The following is a 20,013-nucleotide window of genomic DNA, read 5'->3' as shown; positions in this document are numbered from 1 at the left end:
TGGCCTTTGAAGGCCATTCACCCCGATTGCACAGGGTGAGCGCCCGCGCTAGGGATCCCCCCAGCGCAACTTAAGGCTCCCCCGATGAAACCTATACGTCTTATGTCCGGCTTCTTTACCGTTGGGGTCTGGACCCTGCTCAGCCGTGTGCTTGGCTTCCTACGTGAGGTGCTGTTGCTGTCGCTCATCGGCCCCGGCCCGGTGATGGACGCTTTCGTTGCTGCCTTCCGCCTGCCCAATATGTTCCGCCGTTTCTTTGCCGAAGGTGCGTTCAACGCCGCCTTCGTGCCGATGTTCGCCAAAAAGCTGGAGGGCGAGGAAGGTGCTGGCAAATTCGCCCGCGACGCCTTCAACGGGTTGTCGCTGGTCGTGCTGGCGCTGACTGCTCTGGGCATGGTGTTCATGCCCGGGCTGGTCTGGCTGACGGCTGAGGGTTTCGTGGGCGACGCCCGCTTCGATATGACGGTCGAATTTGGCCGCATCGCCTTTCCCTATATCCTGTGCATGTCACTCTCGGCGCTGTTCTCGGGCATTCTCAATGCCACGGGGCGCTTTGCCGTGGCCGCCGCAGCACCAGTGCTGCTGAATATCTTCGTCATCGCCGCCATGACCTTTGCCGCCCTCACTGGGGGCGACGTGGCGCTTTGGTTGATCTGGTCGATCCCGCTGGCCGGTGTGGCGCAGCTTGCGCTGACATGGCGCGCTGCCGCCCAAGCGGGCTATCCACTGCGCCCCTCGCGGCCCCGCTGGACCCCCGACATGCGCGCGATGATCGTCATCGCCCTGCCCGCCGCGCTGGCCTCCGGCGTTATGCAGATCAACCTCGTGGTCGGGCAATTGGTCGCCAGCCAATATGACAAGGCCGTCTCATGGCTCTTTGCCGCAGACCGTCTCTATCAGCTGCCCTTGGGCGTCGTGGGCATCGCCGTTGGCATCGTCTTGCTGCCCGACCTTTCGCGCCGCCTGCGCGCCGGGGACAACGACGGCGCGCAAACTGCGCTCAGCCGTGCCGCCGAGATTTCGCTGGCCCTGACGATCCCTTCGGCAGTGGCGCTGATGGTGGTGCCCTTCGCATTGGTTACCGTATTGTTCCAACGCGGCGCCTCTGGCGTCGATGACACCGCAGCGATTGCCACAGCGGTGATGATCTACGGCCTCGGCCTGCCGTCCTTCGTGCTGCAAAAGATCCTGCAACCGGTCTATTTCGCCCGCGAAGACACCCGCCGCCCCTTCTATTTCGCCGTGGTCGCCATGGTGGTGAATGCGGCCCTCGCGGTTGGTCTTGCCCCCTTCATTGGCTGGATCGCCCCGGCCGTTGCGACCACGCTGGCGGGCTGGACGATGTTTGCCTGCCTCGCCATCGGCGCGCGGCGGTTTGGCGATGCGGCTAAGTTCGACGCGCGGTTCCACAAGCGTATCTGGCGCATCCTCATCGCCTCCGCCGCGATGGGCGTCGCCCTCTGGTTGGGCAACGCCGCCCTGCAACCGATGCTGGGCCTGCCATGGTGGCGCGGTCTGGCGCTGGTGCTGCTCATCGCCATCGGCGCGGTCAGCTACTTTGGCATCGGCCAGTTGATCGGCGCCTTCCGCCTGTCCGAGTTCAAACGCGCGGTTCGGCGCGGTTAACGCTGCTGCAACCGCGCCCTCAGTCGCGCCCATTCACCGGGCGCGACCAAGAAGCTCAGACCGAAGCCGCAGAAGAACCCGGCCAACTCGGCGACCCACAAAAAGCCGGTCTCAAAAAAGATGCCCCAGAAAAGCTGTAGCCCCATCAGTAGGGCGATCAGCGTGAACGCCTGATACTGCGGCCCGCCTGAGCCAAGCAGCCGCCGCCACATTACGAAACTATAGCCCCCGATCAGCCCATAAACATTGGGATAGGCGCCCGCCAACCAGACCGGATCGTTGAGCAGCGCCCCATAGACAAGCGCTCCGCCAATGCCCGACAGCACGAAGATCACCAAAAAAGCCACCTGCCCCATCGCCTCAGCCACCAACTTGCCCAGCGCCAACAGCAGCACGACGGCAAAGATCGCATGGGTAAAGCCCAGATGAATGAACGGATAGGTCACCACCCGCCAGATATGCTCAATCGGATACTGGCCCGCCCCGATCATCGCGTCAAAAATCAGCCCCGAAAAGCCAAAGTCGCGCACCAGCGCCAGCCGCCAGCCTACGGCAGCGGGGCCACCGACCAGCCCAGCCTCGGCCAAGGACAACACCACCTCAACGCCAGTGATGGCCAAAAACAGCACGATAACCGCTGGCGGCAGTGGGTTCACAGGGGGTTGGAAATCAGGGTCTTGCATGGGCGCTCCTTGACGGGGTTCGCGGCCAGAAGTAAGCCTGCCGCGCAAGACTTTCCAGCCCAGAGGTGCCGCCCGATGTCCGAGACCCAATTCACCCCGCGCGTGTTTTCCGGCATTCAGCCCTCGGGCGACCTGCATCTGGGCAACTATCTGGGCGCGCTCAAACGCTTTGCCGATGCGCAAGAACAAGGCGTTCAGTCGATCTATTGCATGGTCGACCTGCACGCGATCACCGTCCCGCAAAAGCCCGACGACCTCAAGCGCAGCACCCGCGAACTTTGCGCTGGCTTCATCGCCTCTGGCATCGACCCTGAGAAATCAATCCTGATCAACCAAAGCCAAGTGCCCGAACACGCGCAACTAGCTTGGATTTTCAACTGTGTCGCCCGCATGGGCTGGATGGGCCGTATGACCCAATGGAAAGACAAGGCCGGTAAGAACGCCGAGGCCGCATCGCTCGGCCTTTTCGCCTACCCCGCGCTGATGGCCGCCGACATCCTGATCTACCACGCCACCCATGTGCCAGTGGGCGAGGATCAGAAACAGCATCTTGAATTGACCCGCGACATCGCGGCCAAGTTCAACCACGACTATGGCGTCGATTTCTTCCCCCTCACCGAACCGGTGATCGAAGGCGCGGCCACCCGCGTCATGTCCCTGCGCGACGGATCCAAGAAAATGTCGAAGTCCGATCCTTCGCCCGCCAGCCGCATCAACCTGACCGACGACGCCGACACAATCGCCAAGAAGTTCCGCAAGGCCAAAACCGACCCCGACGCGCTGCCGTCCGAGGCCGAGGGCCTGAAAGACCGCCCCGAAGCGCGCAACCTCGTGAACATCTACGCCGCGCTCAGCGACCAGACCATCGATCAGGTCTTAGCCGAAGTAGGCGGCCAGCAATTCGGCACTTTCAAACCCGCGCTGGCGGAACTGGCTGTCTCCAAACTGGGCCCGATCACCGCCGAAATGCAGCGCCTGATGGCCGATGAGACCGAGATCGACCGCATCCTCGCCCGGGGCGCGGAACAGGCCCGCGAAATCACCGCCCCGATCCTCAAACGCACCTATGAGATCGTCGGCATGGTCGGCTGACAGACCGGGGCTGTCCGCAATGCCGCACAGCCCCCCTGCTCTCCTACGCAATTGCGCCTGCCCCCTCTCGCTGCCATCTTAAATGAAGAGCGAAAGGACCAAGCGATGACCCACCCCACCATCGGCCATGTTCACCTCAAGGTCGCCGACCTTGACCGCGCCATCCATTTTTACAGCGACTTGCTGGGTTTTGCCGTGACCCAACGCTACGGCGATCAGGCGGCTTTTCTAGGCGCGGGCGGCTATCATCACCACATCGGGCTGAACACATGGGAAAGCGCGGGCGCCACCCCGCCGCCGCCGGGCCATACGGGCCTCTATCACAGCGCCTTTCTCTACCCCGACCGGCAGCAGTTGGCGCGCGCCCTGCGCCGGGTGCTTGAGGCTGGCATCACATTGGACGGCGCCGCCGATCACGGTGTCAGCGAAGCGGTCTACCTGCGCGATCCCGACAACAACGGTGTCGAGTTGTACCGGGACCGGCCCCAAGCCGACTGGCCCCGCGATGCACAAGGCGATCTCAAAATGGTCAACTCCCCCCTTGATGTCGCCGCCCTACTGGCCGAGGCAAACTGACCGCAATGCCGCTCAAAGAGCTCCCCTTCCCCCTTCATCCTATTACAAATACCGAATCCCGCACCCACCCCACGCACCACCGCCCGTGTGAACCCTTCCCGCCATGGACAATCCCGCTGCCCTGCGCCACCTTCCCCGCAAGGATGAAGGGGACACGACCATGACCACAGGTTTTTTCTGGGACGAACGCTGCTTCTGGCACGCAGGCGGGAACTACGCCTTTACCATGCCGATCGGCGGGCTGGTGCAGCCCCTCGCCGCCGGCGGCCTGCCGGAAAACCCCGAGACCAAGCGCCGCATGAAAAACCTCATGGAGGTAACGGGGCTCTTCGACGAACTCGATACCCGCAGCGCCGCCCCGGCCAGCCGCGAAGCGCTGGCACGGGTGCATCCCGCAAGCTACCTCGATGAATTCAAGCGGCTCTCTGACGCGGGGGGTGGGGAATTGGGCCATGCGGTCCCCTTCGCCCGTGGCGGCTATGAGCTGGCCGCGTTGTCTGCCGGGCTGGCCATCGCCGCGGTCGACGCCGTGGCACGCGGCGATCTCGACAATGCCTATGCCCTCAGCCGCCCACCGGGGCATCACTGCCTGCCCGATCTGCCCAATGGGTTCTGCCTGCTGGCCAATGTCGCCATCGCCATCGAGGCCGCACAGGCCAAGGGGCTGGCCAAGCGCGTGGTCGTGCTGGACTGGGACGTGCACCACGGCAATGGGACCGAGGCGATCTATTATGACCGCGATGACGTGCTGACGATCTCTCTGCACCAAGAGGGGAATTACCCCATCGACACGGGCGCTCTGGCAGATCGCGGGCGGGGTGCTGGCGAAGGCTATAACATCAACCTGCCGATGCACGCGGGCTCGGGCCACACCGCCTACCTACACGCGATGGACCGCGTGGTGATCCCCGCGATTGAGGCCTTCGCCCCCGACATGATTATCGTCGCCTGCGGCTATGACGCGGCAATCGTCGATCCGCTGGCACGGATGCAGGCCACCGCCGCCACCTTTGCCGAAATGACCAAGCGCATCCGCGATACTGCCGATAGGGTCACCGATGGCAAGTTGGTGCTGGTGCATGAGGGCGGCTATTCCGAGGCCTATGTCCCCTTCTGCGGCCATGCCACAATCGCAACTTTGGCTGGCAGCAAGATCGACGCGGCCGATCCAATGGCCCGCGCCCTGCACGCCCGCCAACCCTCGCCCGCCTTTGATGCCTTCCTGCGCCAGTCGATTGACGATATGGCGCAGCAACTGGACCTGTAAGAGACCCCGATGCCCGTAGCTGATCCTTCCGCCCTCGCCTTTTTGCAAAACCGGCGCTCGCGCCCGGCCAAGACGCTCGGCCTTCCGGTGCCCGATGCCGAGGCGCTGCGCCCGCTTCTGACCGCTGCCGCGCGCACGCCGGATCATGGGAAGCTGGAGCCTTGGCGCTTTATCGTCATCGACCGCGCAGCAATGGCGCGATTGGCGGAGGTGGCTGAGCAACGCGGCGCGGCCCTTGGCCTCGGGCCAGAGGACACCGCCAAGGGGCGTGGCCAGTTCGATCAAGGCAACCTCGCCGTGGCGGTGATCGAAGTGCAAAAGCCCTCGCCCAAGATCCCACCCTTGGAGCAGACCTATTCCGCCGGGGCCGTCTGCCTTGCGCTGCTCAACGCCGCCCTCGCCGCGGGCTGGGGCGCGAATTGGCTCAGCGGTTGGCCTTCCCATGACCGCGGCTTCATGGAGGAAGGCTTTGCCCTCGCCCCGCATGAGCGTATCGCGGGGATCATCCATATCGGCACCGAAACCGCCGCCCCACCAGAACGCCCGCGCCCTGACATCGACGAGATCACGACATGGCTGTAAGCGCGATCCTGCGGTCCTTTACCCGCGCACTTGGTCAATTGGGCGATGCGCGCTTTCGCAAGGTGGTGCTGCTCGGCGTCGGCCTGTCGCTGGCGCTGCTGGTCGCGGCGACGGCGGGCTTTGCCTATCTGGTGGATTGGGTCACGCCCGAAGACGCTTGGCTGCCAGTACTGGGTGAGGTGAATTGGCTCGACGATCTGCTGAGCTGGAGCGCGCTGATCCTGCTGATGGTCCTTTCGGTCTTCCTAATGGTGCCCGTCGCCTCGGCGATTACATCGATGTTTCTGGATGATGTGGCCGATGCGGTGGAAGAGGTGCACTACCCCCATCTGCCCCCGGCGCACCGTGTCGGCATCGGCGATGCGATCCGCGATACTGTCAACTTCATGGGTGTGCTGGTGGGGGCAAACCTGCTGGCGCTGATCCTATACCTGCTCTTCGCCCCGGCGGCGCTGTTCATTTTTTGGGGGCTGAACGGGTTCTTGCTGGGGCGCGAATATTTCACCCTCGCCGCGCTGCGCCGCCATGGCCGGGACGAGGCCAAGCGCCTGCGCCGCCGTCATGCGGGCACGATCTGGATGGCCGGGGTGCTGATGGCGGTGCCGCTTTCGGTGCCGCTGCTGAACCTGCTGATCCCGATCCTAGGAGCGGCGACCTTTACCCACCTGTACCATGCGTTGGCGCCGCATTCGGATGCAGCCAGCCTTCGATATCCGCCACGCTGACCCAGCCCGACAGGATGATCGTGGCGCAGATCGCCCAGATGATCGCAGCAACCAACGTAGACCACAGCGCCTTGCGGCCCAAATGATGCTGCTCGGGCGCGCCCGCGTGGGTGCCCGGAACCACCTCGCCCGCGTCCCCTTGTGTTTGCACCCGGATTGGCAGGGCGATCAGGAACGTCATCGACCAGATGACGGCAAAAAGGACGAGGCCAGAAACGATACCCATGCTCAAACCTCCTCAAGCTCGACAAGCGCGCCGTTGAAGTCTTTGGGATGCAGGAACAGCACCGGCTTGCCATGGGCCCCGATCTTGGGCTCGCCCGAGCCCAAGACCCGCGCGCCGGTGGATTTCAGATGGTCCCGCGCCGCGATGATGTCCTCGACCTCATAGCAGATGTGGTGGATGCCGCCCGCCGGGTTCTTTTCCAGAAAGCCGTTGATCGGGCTGTCGTCGCCCAGAGGGTGCAGCAATTCGATCTTGGTGTTAGGCAGTTCGATGAAGATGACGGTCACGCCGTGATCCGGTTCGGCCTGCGGCGCGCCGACCTTGGCGCCAAGCGCGTGGCGATACTGATCCGCCGCCGCTTCGAGATCCGGCACGGCGATGGCCACATGGTTAAGACGTCCGATCATCCTGAATGCTCCTCGTGATTTGCCCGCTTTATGCCCGCACACCCGATGAACAACAATGCGTCACGTTAACGCGTCGTTAGCCAACGCGGCGTAACGATGGCGCAGCAGTTGTTGTTGGAGGCGATGATGGACGATACCGACCCCTTTGAAAGACCGACCCTCACCCCCACGGCGGAGCGGCCATTGCTCGGCCTTACCGTTCTGGTGGTAGAGGACAGCCGCTTTGCCTGTGAGGCGATGCGCCTGCTGTGCCTGCGTTCCGGCGCGCGGATCAGGCGTGCGGATTGCCTGCGCTCTGCGCGGCGGCACTTGCAGGTTTACCGCCCCACCGTCGCGCTGGTTGACCTTGGCCTGCCGGATGGCTGCGGGTTGGATTTGATCGCCGAGCTTACACAAAGCACGCCGCGGGTCGAGGCGATCATTGCCATTTCTGGCGACAGCCATAAAGAACCTGACGCCCGCGCCGCTGGTGTGGATGGATTTTTGGCCAAGCCGATTACATCGCTTTCGTCCTTTCAGCAGGCCATTCTTGCTGCCCTATCCGAAGAGCGCCGCCCGCTTGGACCACGTGTCCTCCCTGATGAATATATCACCCCTGACCGAATTGGGTTTCAAGATGACATCGCCCATATTGCAGGTGTGCTGGGGGACCAGCCCAATGATCAGACGCTGGACTATGTCGCGCAATTTCTCTGCGGTGTGGCCCGTTCGGCCAATGACCTTCGACTGGAAGAAGCGGCACGGGCATTGGCCCATAAACGCGCGCTTGGAAAACCTGTAGGTCCGGAAACTGCCAATATTGCGGGAATGATCCAGCACCGGTTGGCTGAAAGGATCGCAATTTAACGCCGTCGGTGAACGGGCCGCTTAAAGCGTCGGGTCGCTCGCGACGCGCACAAGGCGGGTCAGATCGCCCAAACGTTCCTTTTGCTGTCCATGCGCATCAAAATTACGGGGGGACAGCCAAGCCTCGAACGCCTCTTTCAACGCGGGCCACTCTGCATCAATCGCGGCGAACCAAGCCGTGTCGCGGTTGCGCCCCTTTACGATCGTGGCCTGCCGAAAGACACCTTCGTAGCTTAACCCCAACCGCTGCGCCGCACGACGAGAAGGACCGTTCAGCGCATCGCACTTCCATTCGAACCGCCGATACCCTGCGTGAAAGGCCCATTGCATCATCAGAAATATCGCCTCTGTCGCCGCCGGAGTGCGCTGTAAGGCGGGACTAAAATTGATGTGACCAACCTCTATACTCCCCGCTTCGGGATTGATCCGCAGGAAGCTTGCCACCCCCACCCATTGCTCTTGCGCAAGGCCTTTGACGGCAAAGAAATAGGGATCGGCCTTCCCCTCACTGTCACGCACCCAGCGGTGGTATTGGGAGGCCGAAGAGAATGGCCCATAGGGCAGATAATCCCAAACGTGGTCCTCTCCCGCATAGGCGCGGTACAAAAGCGCGGCATGACGCTCTGCCGAAAGGGGCTCTAACAGCACATGCTGTCCGGCCAGCGTTTCACCGCTGGGTCGCGCGGGGGATACCCAATTCTTGACAGGGGCCCCAACAGGGCGTTCGGCTGGTTTGCTGTTCATGGGCTAAGTTATGCACTGCGCCCTCAAGCCCGCCAAGATGAATAAACTTGAATTAATTGCCACAGACCCCTCTGTCGGCCACCTGTTTACACATTCATGCCACATTCAACCTTCAGCATTAAGCATAGATCGAACCGACACCCTAGGAGGGTGAGATGAGCCTGAAAGACACCAGACATACAACAAAGGCCGAAAAGCCGGTCGATTGGATCGTTGTCGGTGCTAATATCTTTGGGCTTTTGGTTGTTCTCGCAGCAGCGGTCCACGCCCAAGCTGATGGGCCCTTTAAACAGATCGCAAGCCAAGCGGCTTCTGGCACGATCTTTTAAGCCGGGAACTCGCCCGTCCCTTCGGCGTTACCAAACAGGTAACATCGAAGGATATTTCCCATGCCCTCCATTTATGACGCAATCAAAGAAGATCACGATGAGCACCGTACGCTGCTCAACACTATTGCCGATACCGAAGGCGACAGCGCAGAGCGTCGCGACGCCTGGGACCGTTTTTATAACGACGTGAAATCCCACGCCGCAGCCGAAGAAGAAACCTTTTATTCCAAGCTGATGTCAGAGACATGGGGCCAAGATCACGCGCGTCATTCGGTCCATGAGCACCAGCAGCTTGACGATCTTATGGAAGAACTGCGCGAAACCGACATGTCCTCTTCCGCTTGGCTGACTCGTTTCAAGAAGCTCAAGCATGATTACGAACATCATATGGATGAGGAAGAAGACGAGCTTTTTACCCGCGCCAAGAAGGTCATTGGTGAAGAGCAGAACGACGAATTTGGCGACAAGTTCCTGAAGCGTAAGGAAAAGGAAGCCAAGCTCATCGATGAAAAGCGCGAAGACAGTCTTGAGGATTGACCCAAGCCGCTCTTCCCTGCTAGATGTGTTCCCTTAACGTTCTTGTGGATATCCGGCCCCTCCGGGCAGGTAGCGGTTGCAAGAAAGCCCGAGGAAACGCAATATATTGGATATGAGCGATAATCCATCACAAGACCTACGCGACTTTCTGGGCAAAGACCGGTTTGGCTGCGTCATGGCGGACCCGCCGTGGCGCTTTACCAACCGCACCGGCAAGGTCGCGCCAGAGCATAAGCGCTTGGCCCGTTATCCCACGATGACGGTAGATGACATATGCGCCCTGCCGGTGGCCGATCACCTCGAAGAGCGCGCGCATTGCTACATGTGGGTGCCCAACGCGCTGCTGCCTGAAGGGCTTCAGGTGCTTAAGGCGTGGGGATTTGAGTATAAATCCAACATCATCTGGCACAAAATCCGCAAAGATGGCGGCAGTGACGGGCGCGGTGTGGGGTTCTATTTCCGCAATGTGACCGAAATTCTGCTTTTTGGCGTGCGCGGCAAGAACGTCCGCACGCTGGATGCCGGGCGGCGTCAGGTAAACATGATGCAAACCCGCAAGCGGGAGCATTCGCGCAAGCCGGACGAGCAATATGATCTGATCGAAAGCTGCTCTTGGGGCCCCTACCTCGAGCTGTTCGGACGCGGTGTGCGCGATGGTTGGACCGTTTGGGGCAATCAAGCCGAGGCGGATTACAAGCCCGATTGGAAGACCTACAGCTACAATTCCAGTGTCGCGGCTGAGTAATCTGGCGCGGCGCATCGACGATGCGGTTTTCGACAGCGACAGGCTTGTCGAAGACCTGCTGCCTGCCGATCTGCGCGACCGCTACTCCGTCACCAGCTACCGCAGCGCAGCCGCCGTCTTGCAACAGCGTGCGCCGGAAGAACTGGCCGCAATCATGCGCGTGCTGCGTCAGTTCACCATCAGCCGCAGCGAAATCCGCGCACCGGGGGGCAATCGCATGTCGGCCACGACCCGGTTCGCCCAATATGCGGCGGCCGAGAATTTCCACGAGGAAGTAAGGATCAAGGCCGACCTATTGGTGCAACTGACCGCCGGCAAGGGCGACAGTGCCCCCGAAGTCGACCGCATCATCCGCGAGGATTTCATTCACAACCACATGGTCGACTTCTGGCGCGCGCGCGTGGCCTTTGACTATGAGTGGAACAGCAAAGACCAGACCTACGACCGCGATCTCTATGCCTTCCGGAGCTTTTTTGAAGCTGGCGTCATTGACGTAGGGGTCATCGTGACACGCGAATTGTCGAACGACTTTTTCAAATCACTGGGAAATTGCTTGGATAAATTCGGCAATGAGACCGACAAAACCGTGAGCGCGAAATTCGGAGCCAGCACAACCGGCACCCATAAGCTCATCAGCCGCATCGCCGCCGGGCGCAGCGGCGGCTGCCCGGTTCTGGTGCTGGGCATCCTACCGGGCAATATCACCCCCGACTGAGCCGGGGATGACACTTCATTCAGACAGGATCACTCCTGCGGGATGACCCGCAAGCCCAGTTCCATCAGCTGATCGCTGGTGGGCTCGGACGGCGCATTCATCATCAGGTCTTCGGCGCGCTGGTTCATCGGGAAGAGAATGACTTCGCGGATGTTCGCCTCTTCGGCCAGCAGCATGACGATGCGGTCGATGCCCGCGGCGCAGCCACCGTGGGGCGGGGCGCCGTATTGGAATGCGTTGACCATGCCGCCAAAGCGCTTGCGCACCTCATCTTCGCCGTAGCCCGCGATCTCAAACGCTTTGAACATGATCTCAGGCTTGTGGTTTCGGATAGCACCCGACACCAACTCATAGCCGTTGCAGGCGAGGTCATATTGATAGCCCAACACCTTCAGCGGATCGCCCTGTAGCGCTTCCATCCCGCCCTGCGGCATGGAGAAAGGGTTGTGTTCAAAGTCGATCTTGCCGGTCTCTTCGTCCCGCTCGTAGATCGGGAAATCCACGATCCATGCAAAGGCAAAGCGGTCCTTATCGGTGAGGTTCAACTCCTCGCCGATCACGTTCCGCGCGCGGCCTGCGACTGCCTCGAAAGACTTCGGCTTGCCACCAAGGAAGAAGGCTGCATCGCCAACGCCCAGATCCAACTGCTGGCGGATCGCCTCGGTGCGCTCAGGGCCGATGTTCTTGGCCAGTGGACCAGCAGCTTCCATCCCGTTGCCCTGATCGCGCCAGAAGATATAGCCCATGCCGGGCAGACCTTCCTTCTGAGCGAAGGCGTTCATGCGGTCACAGAACTTGCGGCTGCCGCCCGTGGGCGCAGGGATTGCGCGAATCTCGGTGCCGTCCTGCTCCAGCAGCTTGGCAAAGATCGCGAAACCGGAATCGCGGAAATGGTCGGACACGACCTGCATCTTAATCGGGTTGCGCAGGTCGGGCTTGTCCGAGCCATACCACAGCGCCGCGTCCTTATAGGAAATCTGCTCCCAAGTCTCGTCGACCTTCTTGCCGCCGCCAAACTCCTCAAAAATGCCCGCGATCACCGGCTGGATCGTGTCGAACACATCCTGCTGGGTGACAAAGGACATCTCCATGTCGAGCTGGTAGAAATCGGTGGGCGACCGATCGGCACGCGGATCCTCGTCGCGGAAACAGGGCGCGATCTGGAAGTATTTGTCAAAGCCCGAGACCATCAGCAGCTGTTTGAACTGCTGCGGCGCCTGCGGCAGCGCGTAGAACTTGCCCGGATGCAGGCGCGACGGCACGAGGAAGTCGCGAGCCCCTTCAGGGGAAGAGGCGGTGATGATTGGGGTCTGGAACTCACGGAAGTTCTGGTCCCACATGCGCTTGCGGATCGAGGTCACCACGTCCGAGCGCAGTGTCATGTTCTTTTGCATCTTCTCACGACGCAGGTCGAGGTAACGGTACCGCAGGCGCGTTTCCTCAGGGTATTCCTGATCGCCGAACACTTGCAGCGGCAGTTCGGCAGCAGAGCCCAGCACTTCGATTTCACGCGCATAGACTTCGATCGCGCCTGTCGGCAGCTTGGGATTAACCAAGCTTTCGTCCCGCGCCTTTACCGTGCCGTCGATGCGCACGCACCATTCCGCGCGGACCTTCTCCATTTCGGCGAAGGCGGGGCTGTCGGGGTCGCAGATCACTTGAGTAATGCCGTAATGGTCGCGCAGATCGAGAAACAGCACGCCGCCGTGATCCCGTACCCGGTGCACCCAGCCGGACAGGCGCACATTGTCACCCTTGTTCTCAAGGCTCAGATCGGCACAGGTATGGCTGCGATAGGCGTGCATGATGGTCCCTTCCTAGGGCTAATTCAGGTTTTGGGCAGGTACACCGTTTGACGGTCGGGAAGTCAAGAGTTTGCTGCCAATAACCCCACGCCGGGCAGGAAAATCGCGCGTTTCGTGTATGGGCTGCTGTGGGTTGGCTTTAGCTTTCCGTTCGTCTTCACCAGCTTATCGGACGCAATCGGTCAAGGTTGCGCGCAGAGCCATGGTTAAGACTTCTCGTAGCGCTCAATCAATAAGGGTCGGTGCCGGGCCTACAGGTGCGCGCACCCAGTCATAGACTTGGGCGATTTGCATCGCTTTCTGTGACCAAGTGAAGGTTTCCTCAACACGGGCACGGGCCGCCATTCCTTTCTGAAGCAGTTCCTGCGGTTCGATGATAAGTTGCTCAAGAGCATCGCGCAGATCCCTTATGATGTCCGCACGCGGCCCGATTGGGATCGCGTACCCCCACTCAGGTTGCACCAGTTCCCCGGGGCCGGCATAATCCACCACCAACGGCGGCAGGCCCAAGGCCATCGCCTCCAAAACGACTCCCCCCCCAAATTCACGAATAGAAGGGAAGGCTAACAAATCACAGGATGCCATAACCTGTTGAACTTGCGCGTGCTCCAACCAGCCAGAGAATTCAACGGTGCCATCAAGGCCTAAGGACGCAACGCTTTGCTTGAGTTCCGGCAGCATAGGACCATCGCCAATTAACGTAAGTGTCAACTTGCCCACTTTGAGTAAGGGCGCAGCAGCCTCGATCAACATATCGGCCCCCTTGTAAGGCACCATTCGCCCCACGAAACAAGCCCTCAACGGGCCATCGTCTGCCGCTGGCGCAGCCTGTAAATGAAAGCGCGCTACATCGATGCCATTTTCGGGAAGGTATATTGTCTTGGCAGAATGGACCTGCGGGATTTCACCCATGGTAAATTTTGATCCCACCATGATGGCAGAAGCCGCCGTTAACGTAGCCCCCCGCATGGGGAGCAGCTTGTAAGCACTGCGCACATACGACAGCCATTCCCCTTCGCGGCGGCGCTCTTTGTCAAACCCTTTTGGCCAAGGCACACCACCATTGAGCGGTCCCAATACAAAAGGTACCCCAACCTTTGCGCATTGGCGCGCTACATAGCTGGGTTTGGTCGGCGTAAGCGGCGTAACGCGATGGACGATGTCCCATTCGCCCGCCGTAATGCTGGCGCCGAACCGTTGCCAGACTATCCGCTCAAAATACGCATCTGGGATGGCCGAGAGGGCTTGTTTTGCAGTCCAAGCGCCGGGACCAAAAAGTTTGCTAAAACGCCAAAGCGGTGCGGCGACCTTCTCGGTATCTACGCTGGTGAAATCTGTCCCTTCTTTCAGCCCCGCCCGAAGGAAAGCATCGCGATTACGAACCTGCGTGACGATATGAACATCCGCCACGCTCCGCAGAGCATTGGCGAAGGACCAGCCGACCAGCGGCACACTTACCAATTCAGGGTTTGCAGCCTCTGCCATGACAAGTACGCGTGGTTTGTTCATCTTCGGGTTGTCCTGCTGTTAGGGTCTTCCGGGCTGTCCCCACGGCGCAGCAGACCGCAAAAGAGCACGTATGTCAGCCTTCGATTAAATTTTGTTTTCTATGGTGTGAAGGAAGATACGCTCATTTTGCCTCTTCTGAATCCTTCATCTTTGCGGGCTCATCTGAACCGTTGCGATTATTTTGCAGTTCTTCATCCCAGCGGCGCGGGTGTGCTTTGTTAAATGCCATCAGTTGCTCATAGCGCGCGGCTTTATCATTTAAATGACACAGCGCCCCCCAGCTTCCCCATTTGCTGGAGCGTCCGACATCGACAAAAGCATTAAACAGACTGCCACCTGCGGCTTCCCAGTTGCTCAAAAGTTCGCCCATTCCGTCGGAATAGTTAGGCTCAGGACTCATTGATTATCGTGGAGCCGGATGATTCACCGTCCAAAAACGGAGAGGTGATATGTCTGATTTTTTCTGGCTGAGCGATGCGCAGATGGCGCGGCTGGAGCCCTACTTTCCGAAACCCCATGGCAGACCACGTGTCGATGATCGGCGGGTTTTGAGCGGGATTACTTTCATCAATCGCAATGGTTTGCGATGGCGAGATGCGCCTAAGGAGTATGGCCCCCACAAGACGCTCTATAACCGCTGGAAGCTTTGGAGCGATAAAGGCATCTTCGCACAGATGATGGTAGGACTGGCCGCCGATCACAGCGAAAAGAATACCGTGATGATCGATGCTACCTACCTGAAGGCTCATCGCACAGCGTCCAGTTTAGGCGTCAAAAAAGGGGGGCGTGGACGTCTGATTGGACGAACCAAAGGCGGCATAAATACCAAACTTCATGCAATCTGAGATAGCCAGGGGCGCCCACTCAAACTGTTCGTAACGGCAGGACAGGCGAGCGACTACATAGGTGCGCGAGCGTTTTGCGATAGTCTTCCGGATGTCGATTGGCCGCTCGGCGATCGCGGCTACGACGCCGACTGGTTCCGAGAAGCATTAAAAGACAAGGGGATACACGCCTGAATCCCTGGACGAAAACAGCAGAAGGCGACGGTGAAGTATGACAAGCGCCGCTACAAACGCAGCAACCGGATCGAGATCATGTTCGGCAGACACAAGGACTAGCGGCGCGTTGTCACTCGCTACGACCGATGCCCAAAGGTCTTCCTCTCAGCCATCGCTCTCGCCGCCACTGTCACCTACTGGCTATGAGTCCTGAGTCTAGTGCTCCTTTAAGCCACCCTGCGTTCGAAAGCGACGGAGCTATTCTGACAATCTCGCGCGCCGTTGCTGTGACCGCTTTGGCTTCAACCGCGCGCGCAGCTAGTCGGCAATAGAATTGCCGTGCAAATCAGCGTCTCATTTGCCAACTAACTTGAGTGACAGAGATCGGCCCATCCCGCGGATTTGTCTCAAATCAACGCCTGAACACCAAATAGTGCGGCCCGCAGGTCAAACAAAAGCGTACTGACCTGATTGGCTTTGGTGCGCGGGCGCAGCAACTTGCTGGGATCATGTTCAGTGTCCATGTCTGGATCTCGCCAGGGACGCCTCAAGATGACGATCACATTCCAGCGTCTTGGCCTGGTAGAAGTCATAGAGTGCGCGCGATAGGGACAGCGCGAAGTTGTTTTCGGGACGATCATTCTCATTACGTGCAGCTTTGATTGGCTCAGTTGAAGCCTTGCAACGCACGTCACGGGAGGAGGCCAACATGTCCAAATCCCCTTCTCCGGCGACAATGCCGCGGATGATCCTCATTCCCTTAATGTCGGACACAACATGATGCAGTTGGAGGTTCATTTGCATCAGTGTTTTCTGCATGTGTTGAACATGAGCAGGCGCATATTCCACCGACCATTCATGCAGGCGCAGATAGGCTCGAAATCCAACATCTTCCTAACCGGGATCACTGCCAAGGCAGCGTCACCACCCTCAAGTTCGCATCAAGCCAGCATCAACATTCCGACACCCAGATCACCAGCCAGTTGTTTTGGCCTAAGCCCACTGGCAAGCACGATCCGCACCGGCCTCATGCGGAATTTGCCCTTCTGTTTCAGCCCCCTAGCGTGCATTCTTTGTTGCAATGCATGCCATTAAAGAAGCGACATCGAACCGCGACACTTCCAGAGGTACAGCTTTGGCGACATCTGCTGCAGCATAGGTAGCCCGCTATGAACTAACCGAACCTAGATCTATCTTCAGACCGGCCTGCGACTTCCAGCATTTTCCCGATCTCGCGCCAACGCTCAAAGAGGATGGGTCCAGAAGCGCCAACGAAGGAGTCACGCCGTGTTCGTTGAACGCGGTATTGATTCTTACCAAGGACGCCTCGTTTTACGGACCGGGTTTCTAAGGGAAAATGAGGAAGCAGGTAAGCATAGAAAGGTCATTGCTGGGGATGGTTTACTGGAAGAGCCCTTTCATTAGATTTGGTTGCGGGAGTAGGATTTGAACCTACGACCTTCAGGTTATGAGCCTGACGAGCTACCGGGCTGCTCCATCCCGCGCCAATAAGTAGTGTCTAAACTTATAACGGAGGTGCTGCAAGGAGATTCGCACATAAAATTCAAAATTTTCTTGAGATTTTACGCGGCGACCGTACCATTTGCGTCTCGAAAAATTTGGAGGGATGTTTTGGGGCATAATCGCGCAGTAATAGCTCTGCGCCCGCAAAGGAAAACCGCCGCGGCTTTATGAGCTGCGGCGGTTTTGTTTAATTTTGGTCATCGTGGAGAGATACTGTTTTGAGGACCTTATTAGGTTTGGCGATGACCTACTCTCCCACGTCTTAAGACGCAGTACCATCGGCGCTACGGCACTTAACGGCTGGGTTCGGGATGGGACCAGGTGTTTTGCTCGCGCTATGATCACCAAACCAAATAAAGTCCTCACAGTCGCTGTTGCATGGCAGAGCGCTGTTTGTTCCAAGTCATGTACCACTGATTGTATGTGTATGCTTTTGATTGATAAGTCGAAGTCTTGCTTCTACTGGATCAAATCAAGCCTATCGAGCAATTAGTACCAGTCAACTGAACGTGTTACCACGCTTACATCTCTGGCCTATCGACGAGGTGGTCTACCTCGGCTCTCAGGGATACCTTGTTTTGAGGGGGGCTTCCCGCTTAGATGCCTTCAGCGGTTATCCTGTCCGATCATAGCTACCCAGCACTGCTATTGGCATAACAACTGGTCCACCAGTGGATCGTTCACCCCGGTCCTCTCGTACTAGGGGCAACTCCTCTCAAGTATCCTACACCCACGGAAGATAGGGACCGAACTGTCTCACGACGTTCTAAACCCAGCTCACGTACCTCTTTAAACGGCGAACAGCCGTACCCTTGGGACCTGCTCCAGCCCCAGGATGAGATGAGCCGACATCGAGGTGCCAAACACTGCCGTCGATATGGACTCTTGGGCAGTATCAGCCTGTTATCCCCGGCGTACCTTTTATCCGTTGAGCGATGGCCCTCCCACTTGGGACCACCGGATCACTATGGCCGTCTTTCGACTCTGCTCGACTTGTCAGTCTCGCAGTCAGGCTGGCTTCTGCCATTGCACTCAACGAGCGATTTCCGACCGCTCTGAGCCAACCTTCGCGCGCCTCCGTTACGATTTAGGAGGCGACCGCCCCAGTCAAACTACCCGCCACACAGGGTCCCGGAACCGGATAACGGTCCGCGGTTAGACATCAAGCAGAACAAGGGTGGTATCTCAAGGGAGGCTCCACCGAGACTGGCGTCTCGGTTTCAAAGCCCACCACCTATCCTGCACATGTTCGGCCTAATGCCAGTGTGAAGCTGTAGTAAAGGTGCACGGGGTCTTTCCGTCTAACCGCGGGTAACCGGCATCTTGACCGGTAATTCAATTTCGCTGAGTCTATGTTGGAGACAGCGGGGAAGTCGTTACGCCATTCGTGCAGGTCGGAACTTACCCGACAAGGAATTTCGCTACCTTAGGACCGTTATAGTTACGGCCGCCGTTTACCTGGGCTTCAATTCAGAGCTCTCACCCCTCCTTTTAACCTTCAGGCACCGGGCAGGCGTCAGACCCTATACGTCGTCTTACGACTTCGCAGAGCCCTGTGTTTTTAATAAACAGTCGCCACCCCCTGGTTTGTGCCCCCAGCCCCTAGTTGCCTAGGAACCGGGCCTCCTTCTCGCGAACTTACGGAGGTATTTTGCCGAGTTCCTTCAACATAGTTCTCTCAAGCGCCTTGGTATTCTCTACCTGTCCACCTGTGTCGGTTTAGGGTACGATCTAGCGATGGAGCTATTTCCAGGGACCTCTAAGCAGCCCATTCAATCCGATAAGGATGAACTACCCTCGAGATCCGTCACTTCCATCTGGCCCAGGAATATTAACCTGGTTCCCATCGACTACGCCTTTCGGCCTCGCCTTAGGGGTCGGCTTACCCTGCTCAGATTAGCTTTAAGCAGGAACCCTTGGACTTTCGGCGAGAGTGTCTCTCACACTCTTTGTCGCTACTCATGTCATCATTCTCACTAGTGATCTCTCCACCGGATCGCTCACGCGCCAGCTTCACAGAAAGCTCCTTGTGTCCAACCCGTCCCGAGGGACGATAAGGACACATGGAACTATGTCACACTACGCTCTGCTACCATGCAATAAATGCATCCTCAGCTTCGGCTCATGGCTTGAGCCCCGTTACATCTTCGCCGCAAGACAACTTATTTAGACCAGTGAGCTGTTACGCTATCTTTAAAGGATGGCTGCTTCTAAGCCAACCTCCTGGTTGTTTTGGTCGTCTCACCTGCTTTCCCACTTAGCCATGAATTAGGGGCCTTAGCTGGAGGTTAGGGTTGTTTCCCTCTTCACGACGGACGTTAGCATTCGCCGTGTGTCTGCCGACTAGTACTCCTCGGTATTCGGAGTTTGGTTAGGATCAGTAAGCCTGTGGGGCCCCATTACCCATCCAGTGCTCTACCCCCGAGGGTATTCGGTCGACGCTCTACCTAAATAGATTTCGCAGAGAACCAGCTATCTCCGAGTTTGATTGGCCTTTCACCCCTAGGCACAGCTCATCCCGATCTTTTTCAACAGATGTGGGTTCGGTCCTCCAATAAGTGTTACCTTATCTTCAACCTGGCCATGCCTAGATCACTCGGTTTCGGGTCTGATCCCACGAACTCAACGCCCTATTAAGACTCGCTTTCGCTACGCCTACACCTAACGGCTTAAGCTTGCTCGTGAGACCAAGTCGATGACCCATTATACAAAAGGTACGCTGTCAGGACGCAAGGTCCCTCCAACTGTTTGTAGGCGTTCGGTTTCAGGTACTGTTTCACTCCCCTCGTCGGGGTGCTTTTCACCTTTCCCTCACGGTACTGGTTCACTATCGGTCAGTAAGGAGTACTTAGCCTTCGAAGGTGGTCCTCCGATCTTCAGACAGAATTTCACGTGTTCCGCCCTACTTAATACGTCCAATCATGCTTCTTATACGGGACTATCACCCACTTTGGTTGCGCATTCCAACGCATTCTAACCACACTCATGGCTCGGCTGGTCCCCGTTCGCTCGCCGCTACTAGGGGAGTATCATATTGATTTCCTTTCCTCCGGGTACTTAGATGTTTCAGTTCC

Annotated in this window: 19 protein-coding genes, 1 tRNA gene, 2 rRNA genes and 1 pseudogene (1 of these 23 running past the window's edge); 12 read left to right on the top strand and 11 right to left on the bottom strand. The window is 58.6% G+C overall.

What is annotated here, in order from left to right; genetic code table 11:
• The first annotated feature begins 84 nt into the window (after positions 1-84).
• Entirely contained in the window at positions 85-1,626 is a 1,542-nt protein-coding gene (murJ, locus tag ACSQ16_RS04485) for a murein biosynthesis integral membrane protein MurJ (protein WP_243261528.1), read from the top strand.
• Here the strand turns inward: murJ and ACSQ16_RS04480 are convergent.
• The gene (locus ACSQ16_RS04480) at positions 1,623-2,309 is read right to left on the bottom strand and encodes a rhomboid family intramembrane serine protease (RefSeq protein ID WP_317405669.1); all 687 of its coding nucleotides are present in this window, start codon (positions 2,307-2,309) and stop codon (positions 1,623-1,625) included. The genes murJ and ACSQ16_RS04480 overlap by 4 nt on opposite strands.
• Before the next feature lie 75 nt (positions 2,310-2,384).
• Between ACSQ16_RS04480 and trpS the strand changes: the two genes are divergently transcribed.
• The 5 genes from trpS (at position 2,385) to ACSQ16_RS04455 (ending at position 6,551) form a co-directional block, all read left to right on the top strand.
• Positions 2,385-3,401 carry a tryptophan--tRNA ligase gene (trpS, locus tag ACSQ16_RS04475; protein WP_093928000.1) on the top strand — a complete coding sequence of 339 codons (1,017 nt, stop codon included), beginning with the start codon at positions 2,385-2,387 and terminating at the stop codon, positions 3,399-3,401.
• Positions 3,402-3,506: 105 nt separating this feature from the next.
• The gene (locus ACSQ16_RS04470) at positions 3,507-3,977 is read left to right on the top strand and encodes a VOC family protein (protein WP_093927999.1); all 471 of its coding nucleotides are present in this window, start codon (positions 3,507-3,509) and stop codon (positions 3,975-3,977) included.
• A gap of 160 nt (positions 3,978-4,137) precedes the next feature.
• Positions 4,138-5,244, top strand: a complete 1,107-nt coding sequence (locus ACSQ16_RS04465; RefSeq protein ID WP_243261530.1) for a class II histone deacetylase — start codon at positions 4,138-4,140, stop codon at positions 5,242-5,244.
• Positions 5,245-5,253: 9 nt separating this feature from the next.
• Positions 5,254-5,826: a nitroreductase family protein gene (locus ACSQ16_RS04460; RefSeq protein ID WP_243261531.1), complete on the top strand. Its 573-nt coding sequence runs from the start codon at positions 5,254-5,256 to the stop codon at positions 5,824-5,826.
• The gene (locus tag ACSQ16_RS04455) at positions 5,817-6,551 is read left to right on the top strand and encodes an EI24 domain-containing protein (RefSeq protein WP_243261532.1); all 735 of its coding nucleotides are present in this window, start codon (positions 5,817-5,819) and stop codon (positions 6,549-6,551) included. Before ACSQ16_RS04460 ends, ACSQ16_RS04455 begins: the two co-directional genes overlap by 10 nt.
• On the opposite strand, the gene ACSQ16_RS04450 is transcribed toward ACSQ16_RS04455, so the two are convergent.
• Together ACSQ16_RS04450 and mce are read right to left on the bottom strand one after the other, a co-directional pair.
• A complete protein-coding gene (locus ACSQ16_RS04450; RefSeq protein WP_243261533.1) occupies positions 6,484-6,777 on the bottom strand; it encodes a DUF1467 family protein in 294 nt (97 codons plus the stop codon). The genes ACSQ16_RS04455 and ACSQ16_RS04450 overlap by 68 nt on opposite strands.
• Before the next feature lie 2 nt (positions 6,778-6,779).
• A complete protein-coding gene (gene mce, locus ACSQ16_RS04445) occupies positions 6,780-7,184 on the bottom strand; it encodes a methylmalonyl-CoA epimerase (protein ID WP_093927994.1) in 405 nt (134 codons plus the stop codon).
• Positions 7,185-7,310: 126 nt separating this feature from the next.
• Here mce and ACSQ16_RS04440 point away from each other — a divergent pair, with 126 nt between their 5' ends.
• A complete protein-coding gene (locus ACSQ16_RS04440) occupies positions 7,311-8,030 on the top strand; it encodes a response regulator (RefSeq protein WP_243263225.1) in 720 nt (239 codons plus the stop codon).
• Positions 8,031-8,051: 21 nt separating this feature from the next.
• Here ACSQ16_RS04440 and ACSQ16_RS04435 read toward each other — a convergent pair whose 3' ends face one another.
• Positions 8,052-8,774: a GNAT family N-acetyltransferase gene (locus ACSQ16_RS04435; protein WP_243261534.1), complete on the bottom strand. Its 723-nt coding sequence runs from the start codon at positions 8,772-8,774 to the stop codon at positions 8,052-8,054.
• 155 nt (positions 8,775-8,929) lie between these two features.
• Here ACSQ16_RS04435 and ACSQ16_RS04430 point away from each other — a divergent pair, with 155 nt between their 5' ends.
• From ACSQ16_RS04430 to ACSQ16_RS04415, 4 genes are all read left to right on the top strand, one after another.
• The gene (locus ACSQ16_RS04430) at positions 8,930-9,103 is read left to right on the top strand and encodes a hypothetical protein (protein WP_243261535.1); all 174 of its coding nucleotides are present in this window, start codon (positions 8,930-8,932) and stop codon (positions 9,101-9,103) included.
• Positions 9,104-9,163: 60 nt separating this feature from the next.
• Complete coding sequence (locus ACSQ16_RS04425) at positions 9,164-9,640, top strand: hemerythrin domain-containing protein (RefSeq protein WP_093927992.1); 477 nt, start codon at positions 9,164-9,166, stop codon at positions 9,638-9,640.
• 112 nt (positions 9,641-9,752) lie between these two features.
• The gene (locus ACSQ16_RS04420; protein WP_243261536.1) at positions 9,753-10,385 is read left to right on the top strand and encodes an MT-A70 family methyltransferase; all 633 of its coding nucleotides are present in this window, start codon (positions 9,753-9,755) and stop codon (positions 10,383-10,385) included.
• Complete coding sequence (locus ACSQ16_RS04415) at positions 10,369-11,100, top strand: BglII/BstYI family type II restriction endonuclease (RefSeq protein ID WP_243261537.1); 732 nt, start codon at positions 10,369-10,371, stop codon at positions 11,098-11,100. The genes ACSQ16_RS04420 and ACSQ16_RS04415 overlap by 17 nt, the downstream gene beginning before the upstream one ends.
• Before the next feature lie 29 nt (positions 11,101-11,129).
• Here the strand turns inward: ACSQ16_RS04415 and aspS are convergent, their stop codons facing one another.
• The 3 genes from aspS to ACSQ16_RS04400 all read right to left on the bottom strand — a co-directional run bounded on the left by aspS (position 11,130) and on the right by ACSQ16_RS04400 (position 14,814).
• Positions 11,130-12,905, bottom strand: a complete 1,776-nt coding sequence (aspS, locus tag ACSQ16_RS04410) for an aspartate--tRNA ligase (RefSeq protein WP_243261538.1) — start codon at positions 12,903-12,905, stop codon at positions 11,130-11,132.
• 225 nt (positions 12,906-13,130) lie between these two features.
• The gene (locus ACSQ16_RS04405) at positions 13,131-14,414 is read right to left on the bottom strand and encodes a glycosyltransferase family 4 protein (RefSeq protein WP_243261539.1); all 1,284 of its coding nucleotides are present in this window, start codon (positions 14,412-14,414) and stop codon (positions 13,131-13,133) included.
• A 121-nt stretch (positions 14,415-14,535) separates the two neighbouring features.
• The gene (locus tag ACSQ16_RS04400; protein ID WP_435988597.1) at positions 14,536-14,814 is read right to left on the bottom strand and encodes a hypothetical protein; all 279 of its coding nucleotides are present in this window, start codon (positions 14,812-14,814) and stop codon (positions 14,536-14,538) included.
• A gap of 49 nt (positions 14,815-14,863) precedes the next feature.
• Between ACSQ16_RS04400 and ACSQ16_RS04395 the strand changes: the two are divergent.
• Positions 14,864-15,622: pseudogene (locus ACSQ16_RS04395) on the top strand (IS5 family transposase).
• Positions 15,623-15,928: 306 nt separating this feature from the next.
• Here ACSQ16_RS04395 and ACSQ16_RS04390 read toward each other — a convergent pair.
• The 4 genes from ACSQ16_RS04390 to ACSQ16_RS04375 form a co-directional block, all read right to left on the bottom strand.
• The gene (locus ACSQ16_RS04390; protein ID WP_243261541.1) at positions 15,929-16,234 is read right to left on the bottom strand and encodes a hypothetical protein; all 306 of its coding nucleotides are present in this window, start codon (positions 16,232-16,234) and stop codon (positions 15,929-15,931) included.
• Between the two features lie 609 nt (positions 16,235-16,843).
• A tRNA-Met gene (locus ACSQ16_RS04385) sits at positions 16,844-16,920 on the bottom strand.
• 253 nt (positions 16,921-17,173) lie between these two features.
• A 5S ribosomal RNA gene (gene rrf, locus ACSQ16_RS04380) occupies positions 17,174-17,288 on the bottom strand.
• A 119-nt stretch (positions 17,289-17,407) separates the two neighbouring features.
• A 23S ribosomal RNA gene (locus ACSQ16_RS04375) occupies positions 17,408-20,013 on the bottom strand (it continues 228 nt past the right edge of the window).

Origin of the sequence: Sulfitobacter sp. SH24 (assembly GCF_965641895.1) — a bacterium.
Taxonomy (GTDB): Bacteria; Pseudomonadota; Alphaproteobacteria; order Rhodobacterales; family Rhodobacteraceae; genus Sulfitobacter; species Sulfitobacter dubius.
The sequence above is the reverse complement of the archived record's forward strand: the minus strand, read 5'-3'. Positions and strand labels throughout refer to the sequence as shown.